Source organism: Sphingobium subterraneum (genome assembly GCF_014199435.1).
GTDB lineage: Bacteria > Pseudomonadota > Alphaproteobacteria > Sphingomonadales > Sphingomonadaceae > Sphingobium > Sphingobium subterraneum.
Genome location: NZ_JACIJP010000001.1, coordinates 483,515 through 503,291, shown reverse-complemented (window position 1 = coordinate 503,291; position 19,777 = coordinate 483,515). Strand labels below are relative to the sequence as shown.

19 protein-coding genes and 1 tRNA gene are annotated in these 19,777 nt (G+C 63.8%); 10 read left to right on the top strand and 10 right to left on the bottom strand.

The features are described 5' to 3' along the window. Position 1: 1 nt before the first annotated feature. From pth to FHS92_RS02475, 3 genes are all read right to left on the bottom strand, one after another. A complete protein-coding gene (gene pth, locus FHS92_RS02485; protein WP_184077185.1) occupies positions 2–571 on the bottom strand; it encodes an aminoacyl-tRNA hydrolase in 570 nt (189 codons plus the stop codon). A 74-nt stretch (positions 572–645) separates the two neighbouring features. After that, positions 646–1,260 (bottom strand): 50S ribosomal protein L25/general stress protein Ctc, encoded by a 615-nt coding sequence (locus tag FHS92_RS02480; protein WP_184077183.1) that lies wholly within the window; start codon positions 1,258–1,260, stop codon positions 646–648. Between the two features lie 185 nt (positions 1,261–1,445). Continuing rightward, complete coding sequence (locus FHS92_RS02475) at positions 1,446–2,357, bottom strand: TraB/GumN family protein (protein WP_184077181.1); 912 nt, start codon at positions 2,355–2,357, stop codon at positions 1,446–1,448. A 147-nt stretch (positions 2,358–2,504) separates the two neighbouring features. Between FHS92_RS02475 and FHS92_RS02470 the strand changes: the two genes are divergently transcribed. From FHS92_RS02470 to FHS92_RS02455, 4 genes are all read left to right on the top strand, one after another. Further along, positions 2,505–3,422 carry a glycine--tRNA ligase subunit alpha gene (locus FHS92_RS02470; protein ID WP_184077179.1) on the top strand — a complete coding sequence of 306 codons (918 nt, stop codon included), beginning with the start codon at positions 2,505–2,507 and terminating at the stop codon, positions 3,420–3,422. Next, the gene (gene glyS / locus FHS92_RS02465) at positions 3,422–5,446 is read left to right on the top strand and encodes a glycine--tRNA ligase subunit beta (RefSeq protein WP_184077176.1); all 2,025 of its coding nucleotides are present in this window, start codon (positions 3,422–3,424) and stop codon (positions 5,444–5,446) included. The genes FHS92_RS02470 and glyS overlap by 1 nt, the downstream gene beginning before the upstream one ends. A 65-nt stretch (positions 5,447–5,511) precedes the next feature. Next, positions 5,512–8,178 (top strand): pyruvate, phosphate dikinase, encoded by a 2,667-nt coding sequence (gene ppdK, locus FHS92_RS02460; RefSeq protein WP_184077174.1) that lies wholly within the window; start codon positions 5,512–5,514, stop codon positions 8,176–8,178. Between the two features lie 100 nt (positions 8,179–8,278). After that, a tRNA-Arg gene (locus FHS92_RS02455) sits at positions 8,279–8,355 on the top strand. Positions 8,356–8,443: 88 nt separating this feature from the next. Here the strand turns inward: FHS92_RS02455 and FHS92_RS02450 are convergent. Continuing rightward, positions 8,444–9,310 (bottom strand): N-acyl homoserine lactonase family protein, encoded by an 867-nt coding sequence (locus FHS92_RS02450; RefSeq protein WP_184077172.1) that lies wholly within the window; start codon positions 9,308–9,310, stop codon positions 8,444–8,446. A gap of 71 nt (positions 9,311–9,381) precedes the next feature. After that, positions 9,382–9,885 carry a hypothetical protein gene (locus tag FHS92_RS02445; protein WP_221230860.1) on the bottom strand — a complete coding sequence of 168 codons (504 nt, stop codon included), beginning with the start codon at positions 9,883–9,885 and terminating at the stop codon, positions 9,382–9,384. Positions 9,886–10,145: 260 nt separating this feature from the next. On the opposite strand from FHS92_RS02445, the gene FHS92_RS02440 reads away from it, so the two are divergent. The 5 genes from FHS92_RS02440 to trxB all read left to right on the top strand — a co-directional run bounded on the left by FHS92_RS02440 (position 10,146) and on the right by trxB (position 15,255). After that, complete coding sequence (locus FHS92_RS02440; RefSeq protein WP_221230859.1) at positions 10,146–11,555, top strand: circularly permuted type 2 ATP-grasp protein; 1,410 nt, start codon at positions 10,146–10,148, stop codon at positions 11,553–11,555. Positions 11,556–11,565: 10 nt separating this feature from the next. Beyond that, positions 11,566–12,498, top strand: a complete 933-nt coding sequence (locus FHS92_RS02435) for an alpha-E domain-containing protein (protein ID WP_184077168.1) — start codon at positions 11,566–11,568, stop codon at positions 12,496–12,498. 19 nt (positions 12,499–12,517) lie between these two features. Further along, positions 12,518–13,375: a transglutaminase domain-containing protein gene (locus tag FHS92_RS02430; protein WP_184077166.1), complete on the top strand. Its 858-nt coding sequence runs from the start codon at positions 12,518–12,520 to the stop codon at positions 13,373–13,375. A 63-nt stretch (positions 13,376–13,438) separates the two neighbouring features. After that, positions 13,439–14,176 (top strand): proteasome-type protease, encoded by a 738-nt coding sequence (locus FHS92_RS02425; RefSeq protein ID WP_184078723.1) that lies wholly within the window; start codon positions 13,439–13,441, stop codon positions 14,174–14,176. A 113-nt stretch (positions 14,177–14,289) separates the two neighbouring features. Then, the gene (trxB, locus tag FHS92_RS02420; protein ID WP_425506220.1) at positions 14,290–15,255 is read left to right on the top strand and encodes a thioredoxin-disulfide reductase; all 966 of its coding nucleotides are present in this window, start codon (positions 14,290–14,292) and stop codon (positions 15,253–15,255) included. A 3-nt stretch (positions 15,256–15,258) separates the two neighbouring features. On the opposite strand, the gene FHS92_RS02415 is transcribed toward trxB, so the two are convergent. Continuing rightward, a complete protein-coding gene (locus tag FHS92_RS02415; RefSeq protein WP_221230858.1) occupies positions 15,259–17,049 on the bottom strand; it encodes a hypothetical protein in 1,791 nt (596 codons plus the stop codon). A 10-nt stretch (positions 17,050–17,059) separates the two neighbouring features. Beyond that, complete coding sequence (locus tag FHS92_RS02410) at positions 17,060–17,290, bottom strand: hypothetical protein (protein ID WP_184077162.1); 231 nt, start codon at positions 17,288–17,290, stop codon at positions 17,060–17,062. Between the two features lie 41 nt (positions 17,291–17,331). Between FHS92_RS02410 and FHS92_RS02405 the strand changes: the two genes are divergently transcribed. Then, positions 17,332–17,790 carry a hypothetical protein gene (locus FHS92_RS02405; RefSeq protein WP_184077161.1) on the top strand — a complete coding sequence of 153 codons (459 nt, stop codon included), beginning with the start codon at positions 17,332–17,334 and terminating at the stop codon, positions 17,788–17,790. Here FHS92_RS02405 and FHS92_RS02400 read toward each other — a convergent pair. The 3 genes from FHS92_RS02400 to fliM are packed head-to-tail and all read right to left on the bottom strand — an operon-like array spanning position 17,765 to position 19,772. Continuing rightward, positions 17,765–18,343: a MotE family protein gene (locus FHS92_RS02400; protein WP_184077160.1), complete on the bottom strand. Its 579-nt coding sequence runs from the start codon at positions 18,341–18,343 to the stop codon at positions 17,765–17,767. The two genes, FHS92_RS02405 and FHS92_RS02400, sit on opposite strands and share 26 nt — an antisense overlap. Beyond that, complete coding sequence (locus FHS92_RS02395) at positions 18,340–18,759, bottom strand: DUF6468 domain-containing protein (RefSeq protein ID WP_184077159.1); 420 nt, start codon at positions 18,757–18,759, stop codon at positions 18,340–18,342. Before FHS92_RS02395 ends, FHS92_RS02400 begins: the two co-directional genes overlap by 4 nt. Next, positions 18,759–19,772 (bottom strand): flagellar motor switch protein FliM, encoded by a 1,014-nt coding sequence (gene fliM / locus FHS92_RS02390; protein WP_184077157.1) that lies wholly within the window; start codon positions 19,770–19,772, stop codon positions 18,759–18,761. The genes FHS92_RS02395 and fliM overlap by 1 nt, the downstream gene beginning before the upstream one ends. Positions 19,773–19,777 lie beyond the last annotated feature (5 nt).

Genomic DNA, 19,777 nt, shown 5'->3' with positions numbered 1-19,777 from the left:
CTCAGTCCGCCAGGCGCATCGCGACGTCGTTCATGAATCGCACGTCGTCATCCTTCGCGAGCCATTCGGCTTCCGCGCCGATCGCGCCCAGCATGTCGGTCAGCGGGTCGATTTCTGCCTTGGCGTAGTTGCTGAGGACATAGCCGTGCACCTTGTCCTTGTGGCCGGGATGGCCGATACCGATCCGTACCCGGCGGAAATCTGCGCCGATATGCGCGATCATCGAGCGGATGCCGTTGTGCCCGGCCGCACCCCCGCCGCGCTTGACCTTCACCTTCATGGGGACGAGGTCCAACTCATCGTGAAAGGCGGTAACCGCTTCCGGCTCCCCCTTGTAGAAATCCAGTGCGGCGCGGACGCTGCGTCCGCTTTCGTTCATGAACGTGGCGGGCTTGAGAAGGAGGATCCTGACGGTCCCGATCCGTCCTTCGGCAGTCCAGCCCTGGAACTGCTTCTTCCACGGCGCGAAGCCATGGATATCCGCGATCGTGTCGAGCGCCATGAACCCGACATTGTGGCGGTGGAGCGCATATTGCGGTCCGGGATTGCCGAGGCCGACCCAGATTTGCATATACGCTCCCCCAGAGTTGACCACAAACTGTCAGAGCGCACCGCGTCCGGGTGAACGCAGTGCGCTCTGGAGGATTACTCCCCTTCGCCTTCCGTAGTGGCTTCGCCGTCGCTGCTCTTCAGCGCGGACGGAGCAACAATGGTCGCCAGTGTGAAATCGCGATCGTCGATCGCGGTCTTGGCGCCCGCAGGCAGGGTCACGACGCTGATGTGCACCGAATCGCCGACATCGAAGCCGGTCAGGTCGACCACCACATCGTCGGGAATTTCCGCCGCGTCGCAGATCAGCTCGACTTCATGGCGTACAACGTTGAGAACGCCGCCGCGCTTCAGACCGGGCGACTTCTCTTCGTTGATGAAGCGGACGGGGACTTCCACGTGCACAGTCGCATGTTCCGACACGCGCAGGAAGTCGGCGTGCAGCGGGCGATCCGTAACCGGGTGGAAAGCAACATCCTTGGGCAGGGTGCGGATCGGCTTGCCGTCCACTTCGACCATGACCACGGAGTTGAAGAAATGGCCGGTGCCGAGCAGCTTGTTCAGCAGCTTTTCCTCGACGTGAACCATGGTGGGTTCTTCGTTATTCCCATAAATGACGGCGGGTACGCGGCCCTCACGGCGGAGAGCGCGGGAGGCTCCCTTGCCAGCCCGATCGCGTGCCACGGCCGACAGCGTAAGCGTATCGCTCATTGCGTGTCTCCAGAAGCGTTCAGTTTCAAAACTCCGTCACGCCTCCAGGGATGACCATGACGGAAGCGGGGCGCATAGCAGGATTGGCGCGGAAAGCAAGGGTTGGCAATTCCAGCCGTTCGTGCTGAGGTGCCATTGAGCGTGTCGAAGTGGCGTATCGAAGCACCCTTCGATACGGGCCTGCTTTATTTTATCCCGAAGTCCTTCTTGCCGATCCGCCGGGCGTCGAGGCCCAGCGCCTGCAATTTCTCCTGCACGCTGCCCTTGCCGGCCAGATGCCCCGCGCCGACCGCAATGAACACAGTGCCCGGCTTGGCCATCCGCGCCCTGATCCACTGCGCCCAGCGGGCGTTGCGGTCATAGAGCAGGATTTTGGCGAGTTCCGGCGTCTCCTCGAGCGAGCTGTTCATCTCGCGTGCCAGACCCTTCACATTGCCGCGTGACCAGTCGGTGATCAGGCGGGAGAACTGCTTGTCGACGCCCGCCATATCCTTGACCGTCGCGTTCAGAAACGCGAGTTGCAGGGGGCGTGGCATCGTATCGAAATAGCCGAGTTGCTGTTCGACCGTCTCCAGCCCCGACATGCGCTTCCCCGCCGCCTTCGCGGCATTTTCCAACACTGTTTCGGACCCGTCCTGCTGTGTGTAACCCAGCTTCATCAAGGGAAGGATCGAGAGGGTGATCGCGGCTTTCCACGGGTCGGACCGCTCGAGCGTTTCGGGCGGGATATCGATGCTCGCGAGCGCTTTCAGATAACGCGCGCGCTCTTTTTCGCTCAGCATTTGCGACAGGGCGGGGCCGGTGGGATTGGCGCCGAGCTTCTGCACCTGGCTTGCCATCGCGGCGGGGTTGGGCTGGGCGATTTCGGTCACCAGTTCGTCCGCCTGATCGAACGCGGCCCTGATCTCGTCGTCGAACCAGACCGCACCCGGCTTCATCATATGCACGGTGCCGAACAGGTAGATGGTAGTGTCCGCGTCCTTTACGACCCACAACGCGGGATCGGCGGAGGCGGGATGCGCCGTATTCTCCGCCCGCGCGCACCCGGCAAGAGCGAGCAAGCCCAGTGAAATCAGGGAGGAAAGGCGTCGTATCATGCGGAAATCCTGGCTGAGCATTCCGCTTCATGGTCGCTGTACCAGCGCGGTGCAAGTACCAACATGGTGCCGTTATCCCTTGACCGCAACCGGGTCCTGCGCCAAGGCACTGCGCCACGGAACTTGGCGGCATAGGCGAAGGGTGCGATGGCCGAAACGGTGGGAATTCTCAGCTTTCAGGACCTGATCCTGACCCTGCACGATTATTGGAGCAAGCAGGGCTGCGTCATCCTCCAGCCCTATGACATGGAAGTCGGCGCGGGCACGTTCCATCCCGCAACGACGCTGCGCTCACTGGGGCCGCAGCCCTGGAACGCGGCCTATGTGCAGCCGAGCCGCCGCCCGACCGACGGGCGCTATGGCGAGAACCCGAACCGGCTCCAGCATTATTACCAGTATCAGGTGATCATGAAGCCGTCCCCGCCGGACCTTCAGGAACTCTATCTGGGCAGCCTCGCCGCGATCGGCATCGATCCGCTGGTGCACGACATCCGCTTTGTCGAGGACGACTGGGAAAGCCCGACGCTGGGCGCCTGGGGGCTGGGCTGGGAAGTCTGGTGCGACGGCATGGAGGTGACGCAGTTTACCTATTTCCAGCAGATGGGCGGGTTTGATTGCAAGCCGGTGGCGGGCGAGCTGACCTACGGCCTCGAACGGCTCGCCATGTATATTCAGGGCGTCGACAGCGTCTATGACCTGGCGTTCAATACGCCGGTCAACGGGAAACCGGCTGTGACCTATGGGGACGTGTTCCTCGCCAACGAGCAGCAGATGTCGAAATGGAATTTCGAGGTCGCCGACACCGAAAAGCTGTTCCGCTGGTTCCGCGATGCCGAGGCCGAGTGTCAGGCGAGCATCGCCGCGGGCGTGCCTCTCGCTGCCTATGACCAGGCGATCAAGGCGAGCCATGTGTTCAACCTGCTTCAGGCGCGTGGCGTCATCTCGGTTCAAGAGCGCGCGAGCTACATCGGCCGCGTGCGCGATCTCGCCAAGGGAAGCTGCGAGGCGTGGATCGCGCATAACAAGGCGGGCTGGGAAGCGCAGTTTCCGGGGTGGAGCATATGATGGCCGCCGCTGAATTCCTCCTCGAACTGCGCTGCGAGGAAATCCCCGCACGCATGCAGGCCAAGGCGTCGGAGGATCTGGCGCGCCTGTTTACCGAAAGGCTGGCGGACGCGGGTCTCACGCCTGACCGCATCACGTCCTATGTGACGCCGCGCCGCCTCGCGCTGATCGCCCATGGCCTGCCGCTCCAGACGGAGGCGGTGAGCGAGGAGTTCAAGGGGCCGCGTACGTCCGCGCCCGATCAGGCGCTCGACGGCTTCCTGCGCAAGACCGGGCTGACCAAGGACCAGCTGCAGGACCGTGACGGCGTGTGGTTCGCGGTGGTGGAGCGGCCTGGCCGGGCGACGGCGGATGTCCTCGCCGAGGCCGTTCCGGCAGTGATCCGCGCGTTCCCGTGGCCCAAGTCGATGCGCTGGGGCGACGCCAGCACCTCCACCGAGAGTCTGCGCTGGGTCCGCCCGTTGCAGGGGATCGTGGCGATTTTCGGAGACGATCTCGTCCCGTGCAGCGTCGACGGGGTGGAAAGTGGCTTTGCAACGCTGGGCCATCGGTTTCATCACTTGGGCGTTATAACGATCGGCAACGCGCATGATTATGCGGAAAAGCTGCGCGCCTGCCATGTAATTGTCGATGCGCAGGAACGCGCGCAGATTATTGAGGAACGGGCGAAAGCGCTGGCCGCTGCTGCGGGCTTGAGCCTGATCGAGGATGCGGGGCTGGTCGCTGAGAATGCGGGGCTAACCGAATGGCCGGTGCCGCTGCTGGGATGGTTTGATCCGGCGTTCCTCGACGTGCCGCCCGAGGTGATCCAGCTCACGCTGCGTACCAACCAGAAATATTTCGTGCTGCGCGACGCGGCGGGCAAGCTTGCCCCGGCGTTCATCTGCACCGCGAATATCGAGGCGAAGGACGGCGGCGCGGCGATCGTCGCGGGCAACGGCAAGGTGCTCGCCGCGCGCCTCTCCGACGCGCGCTTCTTCTGGGAACAGGACAAGAAGACGCCGCTGGCCGTGCACGCGGAGAAGCTGGGGCGGATTACGTTTCACGAGAAACTGGGGACGGTCGCCGACAAGGTCGAGCGCGTCGCCAAACTAGCCCGCTGGCTGGCATCGCCGGATTCTGAAACGGGCAAGGCGGTTGTTCCTGGATGCGATCCCGATCTTGCCGAGCAGGCTGCCCGTCTGTGCAAGGCCGACCTCGTTACCGAGATGGTCGGAGAATTCCCCGAACTGCAAGGTTTGATGGGCGGCTACTACGCCCGCGCCGAAGGTCTGCCCGATGCCGTCGCCGACGCGATCCGCGACCATTACAAGCCGGTGGGGCAGGGCGATGACGTGCCCACCGCGCCGGTGACGGTGGCAGTGAGTTTGGCGGATAAGCTGGATAGCTTCCATGAATTTTTCGGCTCTGACATGCAGCCGACCGGTTCTAAAGATCCTTTTGCTCTGCGTCGAACAGGTTTGGGTATCATTGCTCTGATGACTGTAAACGGGGTTCGGTATCCGGTCGGCGACGCCCACGGGCAATGGGATTTTATTGTTGACCGTCTGAAAGTCCAGCAACGTGAGGCAGGTGTTCGGCATGACGTGATCGACGCAGTTGTCTCCCTTGGCGGAGAAAATCTGATCGTCCGCCTGCTCGCCCGCGTCCATGCGCTGCAATCCTTTATCGCCACCGAAGACGGTGCGAACCTGCTCGCCGGGTACAAGCGGGCGGCGAATATCCTGAAGAAGGAAGAGCGCGACCCGACAATCACGCCGGCCGCACCATCCGAACCCGCCGAAGCGGCTCTCGCAAGCGCACTCGAATCGGCCGAGCCCCGCGCCGATGCGGCCATTGCGGCCGAGGATTTCGAAGGTGCGATGGCCGCTCTTGCCACGCTGCGCGCGCCCATCGACGGGTTTTTTGAGACGGTGACCGTCAACGCCCCGGAACAAGAAAAGCGCTCCGCGCGTCTGGCCCTGCTGGAGAGGGTGCGTGTTGCGGTGCACAAAGTTGCTGATTTTTCCAAAATCGAAGGCTAAAGGGACCGAACGCCAGCGGTGCAGCGCATGGGCATGTTGAAACCGATAAGAAACAGGGCTGACTGATGACCAAATATGTCTATCGCTTTGGCGGCGGAGCGGATGATGGGGGCAATGGCGACAAGAACCTCCTTGGCGGCAAGGGCGCGAACCTCGACGGCATGGCCGCGATCGGTTTGCCGGTTCCTCCTGGTTTCACCATCACGACCGAGATGTGCACCCGCTATTATGTGGATGGCGAGGTCTTCCCGGACAGCCTGCGCGAGGAAGTCGCGACCGGCATTGCTCATATCGAGGGCGTGACGGGCAAGAGCTTCGGCGACGCGGCGGACCCGCTGCTGGTCTCGGTGCGCTCCGGCGCGCGGGTTTCCATGCCGGGGATGATGGACACGGTGCTGAACCTTGGCCTCAACGACCAGACGGTCGAGGGGTTGGCGGCAACGAGCGGTGACGAGCGCTTTGCGTGGGACAGCTATCGCCGGTTCATCCAGATGTATTCCGACGTGGTGCTGGAACTTGACCATGGCGCGTTCGAGGAAGCGCTGGAAATCGCCAAGGAAGACCAGGGCTATCATCTCGACACGGAACTGAGCGCTGCCGACTGGAAAGCGCTGGTCGGTGAGTACAAGAAGCTCGTCGAGCAGCAGTGGGGCAAGCCGTTCCCGCAGGACGTGCACGACCAGCTCTGGGGCGCAATCGCGGCGGTGTTCGGATCGTGGCAGGCGGACCGCGCGAAGGTCTATCGCCGCCTGAACGACATTCCCGGCGACTGGGGTACAGCCGTCAACGTGCAGGCGATGGTGTTCGGCAATATGGGCGACACGTCGGCGACCGGCGTGGCGTTCACGCGTGATCCCTCGACCGGCGAAAACACCTATTATGGCGAATATCTCATCAACGCGCAGGGCGAGGACGTCGTCGCGGGCATCCGCACGCCGCAATATCTGACGCTGGCCGCGCGGGAGCGGGCCGGGGCCAAGGCGCTGTCGATGGAAGAGGCGATGCCGGAAACCTATGCCGAGCTGGCGAAGGTGTTCCAGATCCTCGAAACCCATTACCGCGACATGCAGGACATCGAGTTCACGGTGCAGCAGGGCAAGCTGTGGATGCTCCAGACGCGCTCGGGCAAGCGGACGGCCAAGGCTGCGCTCAAGATCGCGGTCGACATGGCGGCGGAAGGGCTGATCACCGAGGAAGAGGCCGTCGCGCGGGTGGATCCGTCTGCGCTCGACCAACTGCTTCACCCAACACTCGACCCGAAGGCGCCGCGCGACGTGCTGACGAAGGGCTTGCCCGCTTCGCCAGGCGCGGCGAGCGGCATTCTGGTGTTCGACGCGGACACGGCAGAAAAGCGCAGCGAGCTGGGCGACGCGGTGATCCTGGTGCGGATCGAGACGTCTCCCGAAGACATTCACGGCATGCATGCGGCCAAGGGCATTCTGACGGCGCGCGGCGGCATGACGTCACACGCCGCCGTGGTTGCGCGCGGCATGGGCCGTCCGTGCGTGTCGGGCGCGGGCAGCCTCGCTATCGATGCGAAGGCGAAGACACTGCGCGTGGCGGGCCGCGAACTGGTTGAGGGCGACATCATCACCATCGACGGCGCGACCGGCGAAGTGATGGCGGGCGAAGTGCCGACTGTGCAGCCGGAACTGGCGGGCGATTTCGGCACGCTGATGGTCTGGGCCGACAAGGTCCGCCGCCTGAAGGTGCGCGCCAACGCCGAAACGCCGCTCGATTGCCGCACCGCGCGGGAATTCGGCGCCGAGGGCGTCGGCCTGTGCCGCACCGAACATATGTTCTTTGACGCCGGGCGGATCACGTCCGTGCGCCAGATGATCCTGGCCGACAGCGAGAAGGGGCGGCGCGAGGCGCTGGCCAAGCTGCTGCCCGAGCAGCGCAGCGACTTCACCGAGATTTTCGAGGTGATGGCGGGCCTGCCGGTGACGATCCGCCTGCTCGATCCGCCGCTGCACGAATTCCTGCCGCATGAAGAGGTGGATTTCGAGGAAGTTGCCAAGGCCGCCGGTGTGGGCATCGAGACGCTGAAGCAGCGGGCGAGTGAGCTGCACGAGTTCAACCCGATGCTGGGCCATCGCGGATGCCGCCTCGGCGTGACCTATCCCGAGATCTACGAGATGCAGGCGCGGGCGATCTTCGAGGCGGCGATCGACGTTGCCGACAAGACCGGCGAGGCGCCGATCCCCGAAGTCATGATCCCGCTGGTCGCCACACGGCGCGAGCTGGAACTGATGAAGGCGATCGTCGATGCGCAGGCTCAGGCGGTGTTTGCCGAGCGTGGCAAGACCATCGAATATCTCGTCGGCACCATGATCGAACTGCCGCGCGCTGCGCTCAAAGCGGGCGAGATTGCCGAAGTGGGTGAGTTCTTCTCGTTCGGCACCAACGACCTGACGCAGACGACCATCGGCATTTCGCGCGACGACGCGGGGCGGTTCCTGGGCAGCTATGTGGACAAGGGGATCTTCCCGCGCGATCCGTTCGTCAGCCTCGACATAGAGGGCGTGGGCGAGCTGATCCAGATCGCTGCGGAACGGGGAAGAGCGACCCGTCCCGGCATCAAGCTGGGCATCTGCGGCGAGCATGGCGGTGACCCGTCGTCCATCGCGTTCTGCGAGCAGACTGGCCTCGATTATGTGTCGGCATCGCCCTATCGCGTGCCGATCGCGCGGCTGGCGGCGGCGCAGGCGGCGCTCAAGAACCGGGGCTGAACCGGCAGCGCAATAATTGCAGAAAGGGGGTTGCCAGACCCGGCTCCCCCCTCTATCTGCGGCACTCCCGGCGGGCCTTGCGCCCGCCCCGAAATGGCAAGCACCCGTAGCTCAGCTGGATAGAGCATCAGACTACGAATCTGAGGGCCGGGCGTTCGAATCGCTCCGGGTGCACCATTTTGGATCGGCTTCGCCGGTCTCAATCCCACATCGGTATAGTTGGGCTCGGCAGGATGCGCGGGTTGGCGCACCCTGCCAGCGCACGCTAGTCGAGGAACTTAGGAAACGCGGGCATGGCTGCGAAATCTTCCGGGGCATGCTGGATCACCACGCGGGCCCGCAGATTGGTCGCAAGGCGGTTGAAGCGCTGTTCAGACGCTACTGTGTCCGCCCGGCTCAGGTTCACGGCGGGCACCAGCTGTTTTTCGTAATTCTGGCGGGTGTGGAAGAGATCGCCCGATATCAGAACATTGCCGGTTTTGGGCAGCTTGACGAGCAGCATCCGTGAGCCGGGCGTATGGCCGGGCGCTTTGAGAATGCGCACGGTGCCGTCTTTGAACACGTCGCGGTCATCATCCGACGCGTCGACTTTCGCGCGGGCCAGGGGAGCAATCGCGGGGGCATCGACGCCGAATGGCGTGGGCTTGGTGCGTGCCCATGACAATTCGGCCGAAGAAATCAGGAAGGTGGCTTTCGGGAACAGCCCGATATTGCCGGTATGATCCTGATGCAGATGGGAAATGGCGACGTAACGGATGTCGTCAGGCTTCAGGCCCAGCATGGCGAGCTGCCCCGCCAATGTCTGTTTGACGGTAAAGCGCCCGCCGAATTTCGTTTTGCCGCCGGGCTGCGAGGCGAGGCTGTCGCCATTACCGGTGTCCCACAACAGCCAGTCAGAGCCGTGCCGGATGAGATAGCAGGGCGTGGGAAGGGCGAGGGCCTTGCCGTCATATTCGCCCGTGTCGGAAAAATAGGAAGCGTCTGCAAACTCCGTCAGCCCGCAATCAAGAGTGTAGAGTTCGACTGTGCCGGGGGATGGCGCCGTGCTTTTCGTCTGCTGCGCCGACGACGGGGCGGCTCCTACCGAGAGGACCGCTGCCAGGGTCGAGATCAGGCCTATAAATGGTTTCATGGTTTATGCTCCTGTTTAAGATTGTCGGGTGACGTCAGGGTCGTGGGAATGCCCCCTGCGCTTTGGGTAGATCAGGTGGTCCGATCGACGATCGGATCATGTGCTGCGTCCAGCCAGCTGCCGATTTTCGCGACATCGCCTGTGACGCGCATCTCGCCCGTGTTCAGAAAGGCGGTGCGTACGGCCTCATAATCGGGAGATGAGTTGTGGAGTGCGTTGAGCTTGCGCGCCGCCGCTGCCGTGACTTCCACTGTAACGTCCGCGCTCTCATTTTCTTGAGCACCAACCCGGAAGGAGGGGCGGCCATCGATGATTTCGATGCGGATGCCCTGGACAAGGCCATTCGACATCACCGTCCCATCGGTATAGCGCTCGACCAGCGAGAAATTTTCGGAGGGCGATACTCCAGCATCTTCAATGGCCTGAACGATGACAGAGCCGGCCATGTAAAACCACTCCTCTGTCCCCTGCCGGATTTTTGCGTGAACGTCGTTTGCGGTCGTCATGACGTGCTCCTCTTCGGTGATGCGTTGGGCGGTGGAACCGGGCGAATTGCCTGATGCGTGCATCATCATTCCCTTTCTCCCGGGTTGCTCTTAAACGGAGCAGTGATCCGGATATTGGTCTCGGGCATCGGGCGTTCAAGCTGCGGCAAAGCGCCTGAACCCGGAAAATGCTCCAACCATCTGGGATCGCGGTGGTTGCATGGGCCAAAATGCGCCAACGGGAACCGAGAGAGGCCCTTCCGCATTTTTCGCTTGCAAAGCCCGCTGGCTGCGGCAGTATGTTGCAGCGCACAATAAGTGTGGCCCGGCCTGGGGGGAGATCACGCGCCTTGTCTTTTAATGAGATGCTAGAGTCGGACGGGTCAGTCCGCGAATGCTACTCTCAGGTCCAGCAATGGGTGGAAAGCACTGGCATCGCCGGGCTGAACCGAAGGCTGGAGGAAGCCGAGGCGATTTTCCGACGGATTGGCATCACCTTCGCGGTCTACGGCGAGGGGGGCGATCCGGAACGGCTCATCCCGTTCGATCTCTTGCCCCGGATCTTTACGGCGCGCGAATGGCGCACGCTCGACCGGGGGATCCGGCAACGGGCAAGGGCGCTCAATGCGTTTCTACATGACGTCTATCATCGTGGCGAGATCATCCGCGCGGGCATCATCCCCGGCGATATCGTCTACCGCAATGACGCCTACAAGCTGGAGATGGTGGGTTTCACGCCGCCCGGCCGGGTGTACAGCCATATCGTCGGGATCGACATCGTGCGTACCGGCCCCGCAAGCTTCGAGGTGCTGGAGGACAACTGCCGGACGCCGTCGGGCGTGTCCTATATGCTCGAAAACCGCGAGATCATGACGCGCATGTTCCCGGACCTGTTCGCGCAGGGTCTGGTCGCGCCGGTCGACGACTATCCCGACCAGTTGCTCGCTACGCTGCGCGATGTCGCGCCGCCCGCATGCAAGGGGGAACCGGTGGTGGTCGTCCTGACGCCCGGATCGCTCAACAGCGCCTATTACGAACACAGCTTCCTTGCCGACCTGATGGGTGTGGAGCTGGTGGAACCGGCCGACCTGTTCGTCGACGAAGGACGTGTGTGGATGAAGACGACCTATGGGCCGAAGATCGTGGATGTCATCTACCGCCGCATCGATGACGATTACCTCGATCCGCTAACCTTCCGGCCGGATTCGATGCTGGGGATACCGGGGATCTTCAATGTCTATCGGAACGGCGGGGTCACGCTCTGTTCCGCGCCGGGTGCCGGGATCGCCGATGACAAGGCGGTTTATATCTACGTGCCGGACATGATCCGCTTTTACCTCAACGAAAAGCCGATCCTCGCCAATATCCCGACGTGGCAATGCGGCAAGGCGGATGAGCGCGCTTATGTGCTCGACAATCTCCATGAACTGGTGGCGAAGGAAGTGCATGGATCCGGCGGCTATGGCATGCTGATCGGCCCGCAGTCGACCAAAAGCGAGGTGGAAGCCTATGCCAACCGCATCCGCGCCAATCCCGACCAGTTCATTGCCCAGCCGACATTGGACCTGTCGACCGTCCCGACCCTGGGGCCGGCGAGCGTTGTCGAGCGGCACGCCGATTTCCGTCCCTTCTGTCTGGTCGGCAAGCAGATCCGGCTGGTGCCGGGCGGGTTGACCCGGGTAGCGTTGACCGAAGGGTCGCTGGTCGTGAACTCCAGCCAGGGCGGCGGAGTGAAGGACAGCTGGGTGTTGCAGGATTGATGAGGAAGCCATGCTGAGCCGCGCCGCCGCGAACCTCTACTGGATGGCCCGTTACATGGAACGGGCGGAAGCGACCGCGCGCCTCATCACCATGGGACAGCGCATGGCGATCCTGCCCGGTGCGCACCATCGCGACGAATGGCGATCGGTGGTGAAGGTCACGGGCTGCGAGGATCATTTTCCTCCAGAGGCGATCGTCAAAGAGTCCGACATCGTCGCGTATCTGCTGCTCGATCTCGACAATCCCTCGTCCGTGCGGTCGTGCCTGTCCCGCGCGCGGGCGAACGGCAAGTCGATCCGGACCGCTCTGACGCAGGATATGTGGGAAGCGCTGAACGAGGGTTGGCGGAAACTCGACAGCTATGATGTCGCCGATGCACGGCAGCAGCTTCCGGCGCTCATCGACTGGATCAAGACGCGAGCGATGACCTTCCGGGGTGCGGCGGACGCCGGACAGCTCCGTAACGAGGGCCATGATTTTCTGCGTATCGGCGGATCGATCGAGCGGGCGCAAATGACGCTCCGCCTGCTCGACGTCAAATATTATGTGCTGCTGCCCGAGACCGAAGTCGTGGGCGGGACACGCGACCATTATCAATGGACGTCGGTGCTGCACGCGCTGTCGGGCAGCCGGGCCTATCATCATGTTTACGGCGGGGCCTATACGCCGTGGCAGATCACCGATTTCCTGATGCTCAACACGCTGTTCCCCCGTTCAGTCGCCTATTGCTACCGGCAGATTGCCTACCGGCTGGCGCGGCTCGCCGAATCGCATAACGGGTTGAAACCCTGTCATGAGACCATTGCGCAGATGGTCGGCAGCCTGGATGGTATCAACAGCGGCGAAATTTTCCGCATCGGTCTGCATAAGAGCGTAGTGGTGGGCCTGGGGATGACGAACCGGCTGGCGGCGGAGATCGCCGAGGCCTATCACTTCGATTGAGTTGCAGGAGCAGCAGGCCGTGAGACTCGTCGTCAGACATCAGACCATCTATCGTTACGGATCGGGGAGCAGCCGGGTCGCGATGCTGCTGAAGCTGTGGCCAAGCGAGCATGAGGGGCAGCGGGTCGAGAGCTGGTCCGTCACCGTCAACGATGAGCCGGTGGCGCAATTTGTCCCCAATGGCCATGGTGACAAAGATGTGCTGTGGATCCGCCATGACCGCATGGACGAAGCGAACATCGTGGCGAGCGGGGTCGTCGACACGCGCGATACGGCAGGCGTCATGACCGGACTGCCGCAGGGTGCCGATCCACTCTGCTATCTCCGTGCGACACCGCTCACGCCTGTCTCAGCACCAATGCGAGAGGCCCTGGCAGCGCTTGAGCACGCGGACGATCTCGCCCGGCTGCACGCGCTGTCGCAATTGGTGCGTGACCGGGTTGCATACCGCGCGGGGGTGACGGTGGCGGGGACGAGCGCGGCCGAGGCGTTCGATCTGGGCGCAGGCGTATGCCAGGACCACGCGCAAATCTTCATCGCCATGGCGCGTTCGATGGGCATTCCCGCGCGCTATGTCAGTGGGTATCTGCTGGCGGACGACGATGCCGGGGCGCTGCACGAAACCCATGCCTGGGCTGAAGCACGAGTGCCCGCGCTCGGCTGGGTGGGGTTCGATGTGTCGAACGGCCTGTGCGTGACGGAGCGCTATATTCGGCTGGCAGCCGGGCTGGATGCGCATGATGCCGCTCCCGTCCGTGGGAACGCGGTCGCGGCCGGGGCCATCACTGTCGACGCCGACGTGCGGATCGACGACAGCGAACTTTCCGGGGGTGATGCCCGCATCCAGCAGTTGCAGGAGCAGCAACAACAACAGTAAGAGCATGGCTTGGGGAAGAGGGGCCATGGCGTGGGTGGATTCGTTGCGGGGGAGGAGTGCGTCTTGACCTATTGTGTGGCTATTCGTGTTAACGAAGGGCTGGTCCTGCTATCTGACACGCGCACCAATGCGGGCATGGATAATATCGCGCGTTTCCGGAAAACCTTCACCTATGAAGTGCCCGGAGAACGTGCGATCGCGCTGATGTGCTCGGGCAATCTGTCGATCACGCAGGAGGTGAAGGCGACTCTGTCCCACGCGATCAAGCGGGAGAAGTCCGATCCCGAAGTGGAGACGATTCTCAACTGCGATACCATGCACCGGGTCGCGCAGATCGTGGGGGACGCGATGGCGTCGGTGCAGAAGCGCTATCGTTCGACCATCGAAATGCAGGGTGCGGGTGCGGACGCGAATATCCTGATCGCCGGGCAGCGCAAGGGTGGTAAAGCGCGTCTCTACATGATCTATTCCGCCGGAAATTTTATCGAAGCGACCGCCGACACGCCCTTTTTCCAGATCGGCGAGCACAAATATGGCAAGCCGATCCTCGATCGCATCGTCAAGCCGGAAACGACGCTGGAAGAAGCCGCCAAGGCCGCGTGCGTTTCCATGGATTCGACATTGCGGTCCAATCTTTCTGTGGGAATGCCCCTCGATTTGACGGTCATCGAGCGAGACAGTTATACGTTTCGCGTGCGGCGCAGGATTGAGGCGGACGACGTGGAGTTCGGCCGGATCTCGCAAAGCTGGGGCGCGGCCCTGCGGCGGGGGTTTGAGGATCTGCCGTCCGTGCTGGATTGATCGCTATCGCGACCCCAAGATAATCTTGCCGGGCGGCGAAGGCGCCATGCTCTTGCGTCTTATCAGCAACAGCCTATTTCGTAGGGACGCGAATCCTCTGTGAAAGCCGCTCTATGACCACGCCCGTTCATACTCGTATGCTCATCCTTGGTTCCGGCCCTGCGGGATTGTCCGCTGCGATCTACGGCGCGAGGGCGGGTCTGAAGCCCATCGTCGTGCAGGGCATGCAGCCGGGTGGGCAGCTGACGATCACCACGGATGTCGAGAATTATCCCGGCTTTCGCGACGTGATCCAGGGGCCATGGCTGATGGAAGAGATGCAGGCGCAGGCCGAGCATGTCGGCACCACGATGATCTGGGACCAGATCGTCGATATCGACCTATCCCATCGTCCGTTCCGCCTCACGGGTGACGGCGGCGCGACCTATATCGCCGATACTCTGGTCATCTGCACCGGCGCACAGGCCAAGTGGCTGGGCGTCGAGGGCGAGGAGCGGCTGGGCGGCAAGGGCGTTTCCGCCTGCGCGACCTGCGACGGGTTCTTCTATCGCGGCAAGAAGGTCGTGGTGATCGGCGGCGGCAACACGGCCGTGGAGGAGGCCCTGTACCTCACCAACCATTCGCCCGACGTAACGCTGATCCACCGGCGCGACAGCCTGCGGTCCGAACGGATCCTGCAGGATCGGTTGTTCTCGCACCCCAATGTCTCGGTGCTCTGGAACAAGGCGGTTGAACGCTTCGTCGGCGGAGGTGATCCCGAGGGTCTGGTCGGCGTCGACCTGATCGACACGCTCACTGGCCAGAAATCGCATGTGCCGACTGATGGTGCGTTCGTGGCGATCGGCCACCACCCGTCGACCGAGCTGTTCCGCGACAAGCTGCTGCTCGATGATGGCTATATCGTGGTGGAGAAGGGCACCGCCAAAACCGGGATACCCGGCGTTTTCGCGGCTGGGGACGTCACCGACAAGGTGTATCGTCAGGCGGTGACGGCGGCAGGCATGGGCTGCATGGCGGCGCTCGATGTCGAGCGTTTTCTGGCCGAGGCTGACTACGAAGCGGCGCAGGCGGCCGAGTAAGGGTCAGCCTTTCTTCGCCGGCTGTTCGGCTGGGGCCGACCGTACATCCAGTAAGGGTTCGAAGTCGCCCGCAACGGACGCCGTGGGTATGGCTGCCATCGCGCGTGCGATGCTCTCGGACGTCATCGCGTCAACCGGGCCGGTGAGAAGGGCAAAGGCGGGTCCGGACGGAAGCCGAGTGAATGCCGCACCGTAGCGGGCGCGCAACGCAGCGAGTTCGGGCTCGCGCCCGAGCATCGCAAGCGCCACCGCTTGCCGCAGAATAACCGCCTGATCGACGGCGCCCAACTGGCGGGAAGGGGATGCGGTTCCGAGCCGCGCCACCAGCCCCTGCCAGTCCCGCCGCCGCCAGAGCATTTCGCTGCGCAACCGCTCTGTACCGGGCACATCGTCGAGCAACGCCATCGCCTGGTCCGCGCGACCAAGCTGATAGAGGGCGACCGCTTCGATCCGGTGGCGCGCGTCGAGCATCGCGGCGGGATAAGCAGGCTGGTCGCTTTCCCGCAGCGCGAGGATCGCCTTATCGGGTTTGGCGGCAAGGATATAGAGCCGGGCCACACGTTCCGACACCGGCCCCTTTTCGATGTCGCGTGCGCGTTCGCGCATCTGGTAGCCCAGAAGATCGGCAGCGCGTTCGTAGAGGCTCGCTTCGACAAGCCGGTCGACGAGCATGAGCAGCAGTGCATCGCCCTGTTGCCCCGGTGGCGCCAGATCGCGATTGTCCCAGAACAACCCGGCGGCGCCGGTCAGCGTCATACGGCTGTCGCGCGAAAGCGCGGAGACAATTTGCTGCTGGCAGGTGGCGAGCATCGTGGTCGCGTCCGCGCCCATGTCGAAATAGCGGATCAAGATGCCCCCGGTTGCCAATATGTGGCGGCTGTCCTGTGCTTTCAGCGCCAGCGCGTAACCCAGACGAAGCGCCCGTTCCTCTATGGCGTCACCCCGCCAGGTAAAGCCGATCCGGTCGAGCGTGGCGAGCGCGTCGTTTATGGGCATCAGGTGACGCGGCACCAGTGCGGCGATGAGTTCAAGATCAGCCTCGGCCTGTTCGCGTGGCGAGGCGTTGACCTTGACCCGCTCGAGGCGCAAGCGGCCTTGGGCGATGTCGCCCTGTCCGATGAGCGCTCTCCCGCGCAGCAGGTTGGCGGTGCTCTCACGGTCGGGGAATTGCCGGAGCCATCGCATGGCGCGGGCGTATTGGCGTTGCGCGATCGCCGACCGGGCAGCGGCCAGGATGAACGGCCGCGACCGATTGAGCGGGCGCTGGTTGATGGCATGGACGGCGCAGCCGATTTCCGCGAGGGCGGCGTCGGCTTGGCCCGCCTGTTCCCGTGCCATCATCCGCCACAGGCATGCTTCGGGATTAGCGGCGAGCATCGGGTCGGTCAGCATGGCCAGCGCTTCGACGGGGCGGTTCGCACCCGCCAGAGCCGTCCCGCGCGCAAGGCGAAAAGCGGAAACGAGGAGCAGATCGGGGTCGTCCTGCGCCATGACGTCCAGCACACCGAGCGCCGCGCTGGAGTCGCCCTGTCCGATCAGACTGAGGGCGTAGGACCAGCGAGCGGGCTGACGCGCGAAGGGTTGGGCAATGGCCAGCGCCTCCCACGCTTCGTCGCGGGGAATGACATGCCAGCCGGATGGGTCGGTGATCTCCGGCATCTGGGCGAGCTGGGCGGCAAAACCGGGGAGAAGCGTCGCGGGGGGAGGGGAAGCATTGGCCTCTTCTGTCGGAGCTGCACCGATCAACAAGGGCGCCACGCACAGGAGGAGCATGCAGGATAGGACTCGGGGCATGGTCATCCTCTCAGAACCGCCCCGGAAGGATGTGCGGCAATGCAGCGAGTCCAGCCCCACCCAGCGCGCAGCCGAGCAGGAAAACGAACTTTCCGGCAACGGCCCGGCGTGCCGGAGCGGCCGCTGCGGCAAGCGCGGCGGTGCTTTCTTCCACGTCTCCGGCATTCTCCGGCCCTGATCCGGGGAGACCATCCCTGCTGGAAACGGCACGGACGCGGGCGGGTTTCTGGTCCTGGCTCATGATCGACCCCATGGTTACGGCTTTGTCCTATTATAGGGAGAGTGCGGCCCTCGGCGGGCACCAACGGCAGGGCAGGTGGCATGGTGGGCAAGGGGCGGAGTTGGACGCGATCGATCGCTGCACTCGCTTTGCTGTCTGGATGGGCGCTTGCGCCCTGCGCGGATGCCGAGGAAGGGGGTGGAGCGCTCGACCCGAGTTTCATGCCGATGGCGGAAATTGCTGTTCCGATTATCGACGGCAGCCGAATCGAGGGCGTATTGCGCTTCACTCTTGTCCTGCGTGCCAGGGATGCCGCCGGCGCGGCAGAGATGGTGCGCGATGCCGCGCGGCTGCGGGCGGTGGCGGTGGGTGCCGGGCTGGATTTCGCACGGTTGCGCTCGTCGCCCTATCGCGCCGTCGATTGTGCCCGATTGGCAGACAGCCTTGATGTAGCGTTCCGCGCCGCGATTCCGGGCTTTGATCGGGCGCTGATCGTCAAGGTGAGCGCGTCGCCCCAATAGCCGATGTGCGTGACGCGTCCGGCTCCTTGCGCAGAGGCTTGCGGCCCGCGAGCGCCATGGTTAGCCGCGCCGCGCCGCTCGGTGACATCGCCGCGAGCAGCATGGCCGTCGACCGCTCCCGCATCTTCTTCGCGACTAGATACTGCACTTCCAGATCGAGCGCCTCGAACACCGGGGCGGCCTTGGCGGGTTTCATCGCCTGATAGATTTTGGCGAGCGCGTCATATTGGTCGGGCGCGGAAGGGTCCGCCGCCGGGCCACTGTCCTGCTGCTGTTTCGCCGCGAGGGTCGCGCTGAGCCGTGCCTGCGCCGCCTTGGCCGCCTGTTCGCGCAGGTCGAGCGCACGCATGTTTGCCGTGGCCATGCGGTCGCGGCTGGCGATGGCGTCGTCGATCGTGGCCGCCATCCGGTTCTGCGGCGCAGGGGCGGCGGCGGGAGGGGGCGCCGTTGCCCCCACCACGCCCGCCACGGCGGACAGCGCGGCGGCACCGGTCAGCATGATCAACAGCAAGGGCCTCTGGCGGGCCGGGGAGCGGGCGAGCACCGACGTCATGCCGCGTCCTCAACGATGTCGGCCAGCCTGTCGAGCACGGCGCTGTCGAGCGCTTCGGGTTCGGAAAATGGGCGGGCGGAGCGGCTGCGTCGCGCTGTTCTTTTGGGCGCCTGGCCTGCCTCCACAAGGCGATCCGCCATGGAATTGGCGATGCCGATGAGGACCGTGAGTTCCTCGCGCAGTTCACGGGCGGCGGCTACGTCCTGCGCCACGGCGGCACCGTCTATGCTGAGCGTCGAGCGCAGACCGGCGAGGACGGTGGAGGCCTGAGAGGTCGCGCGGTCGAGGGCGTTGACCATCGTGCCGAGCTGTCCGTCCGACACGAGACGCAGGCGGCGCATCATGCGTATCGACTGCACGATAACGCCAACGCACAGCATCGCCGTGACGACATTGCTCATGAGCGTGAGGGACATCAGCGGACTCCTTTTCCGATCGGGCTGGCGAGGCTGACGGCGACATTGCCCCGGCGCTGGCCCGGGAGGGCGTGGGCCAGGGCTATACTGCCGCACTGGATCGCCATCGGCTGGTCGGGCTGGGCGTAGAAGGGCAGGCTTTGGCCGACTTCCAGCGATTTGACCTGTGCGAGTGAGAGCGTCGCGCACCCCAGGATTACCTCGATTTCGATCTGGGTGTGCCGTATCTGCTGCTCCATATGCGCCTGCCAGATATTCTCCCGCCCCAGCTTTTCGCCCATGAAGCGCTGGATCAGCTTGTCGCGGATGGGTTCCAGCGTGGCGTAGGGCAGCACCATCGAAAACCGCCCACCACGTCCGTCGATGTCGACGCGGAAGGTACAGATCGCGGCGATGTTGCTGGGCCGCGCGATAGCCGCGAAGCGAGGGTTGGTCTCGATCCGCTCCAGGACCATCGTAACTGGCGCGATCGGGGCGAGCGCGGCGCTGAACTCATCAATCGCAAGCTCCAGCATCCGCGAGACCAACGCTGTTTCGATCGTCGTATATTCCCGTCCGTCGATCAGTACCTCGCCCGATCGACGACCGCCGAGCAGCGCATCAACGACGGCGTAGATCAGTCCGGAATCGATCGTGATCAGCCCGTAATTCTGCCATTCCTCCACGCGGGTCACGGCGATCATGGCTGGAAGGGTGACGCGGTCCATAAAGTCACCGAAACGGGCGGTCGTTACATCGTCGAGGCTAACTTCGATGCTGTCGGATGTCAGATTGCGCATGGAGGAGGAAAAGGCGCGAACCATGCGTTCGCACACCACCTCCAGCATGGGCAGGCGTTCGTGCCGGATGCTTTCGGATTCGATGACGGCGCGCAGGCCGCTGCGGTTGGAATGCACCGGGCCGACATCCCCGAACAGCGCGTCTATGCCCGCCTGGTCGAACTTCTCCAGTCCCATGGCGCTGGCGACGGGCGGCTCGGGAAGGTCGAACTCCTCGAACGGATCGCTACTCATCGGCC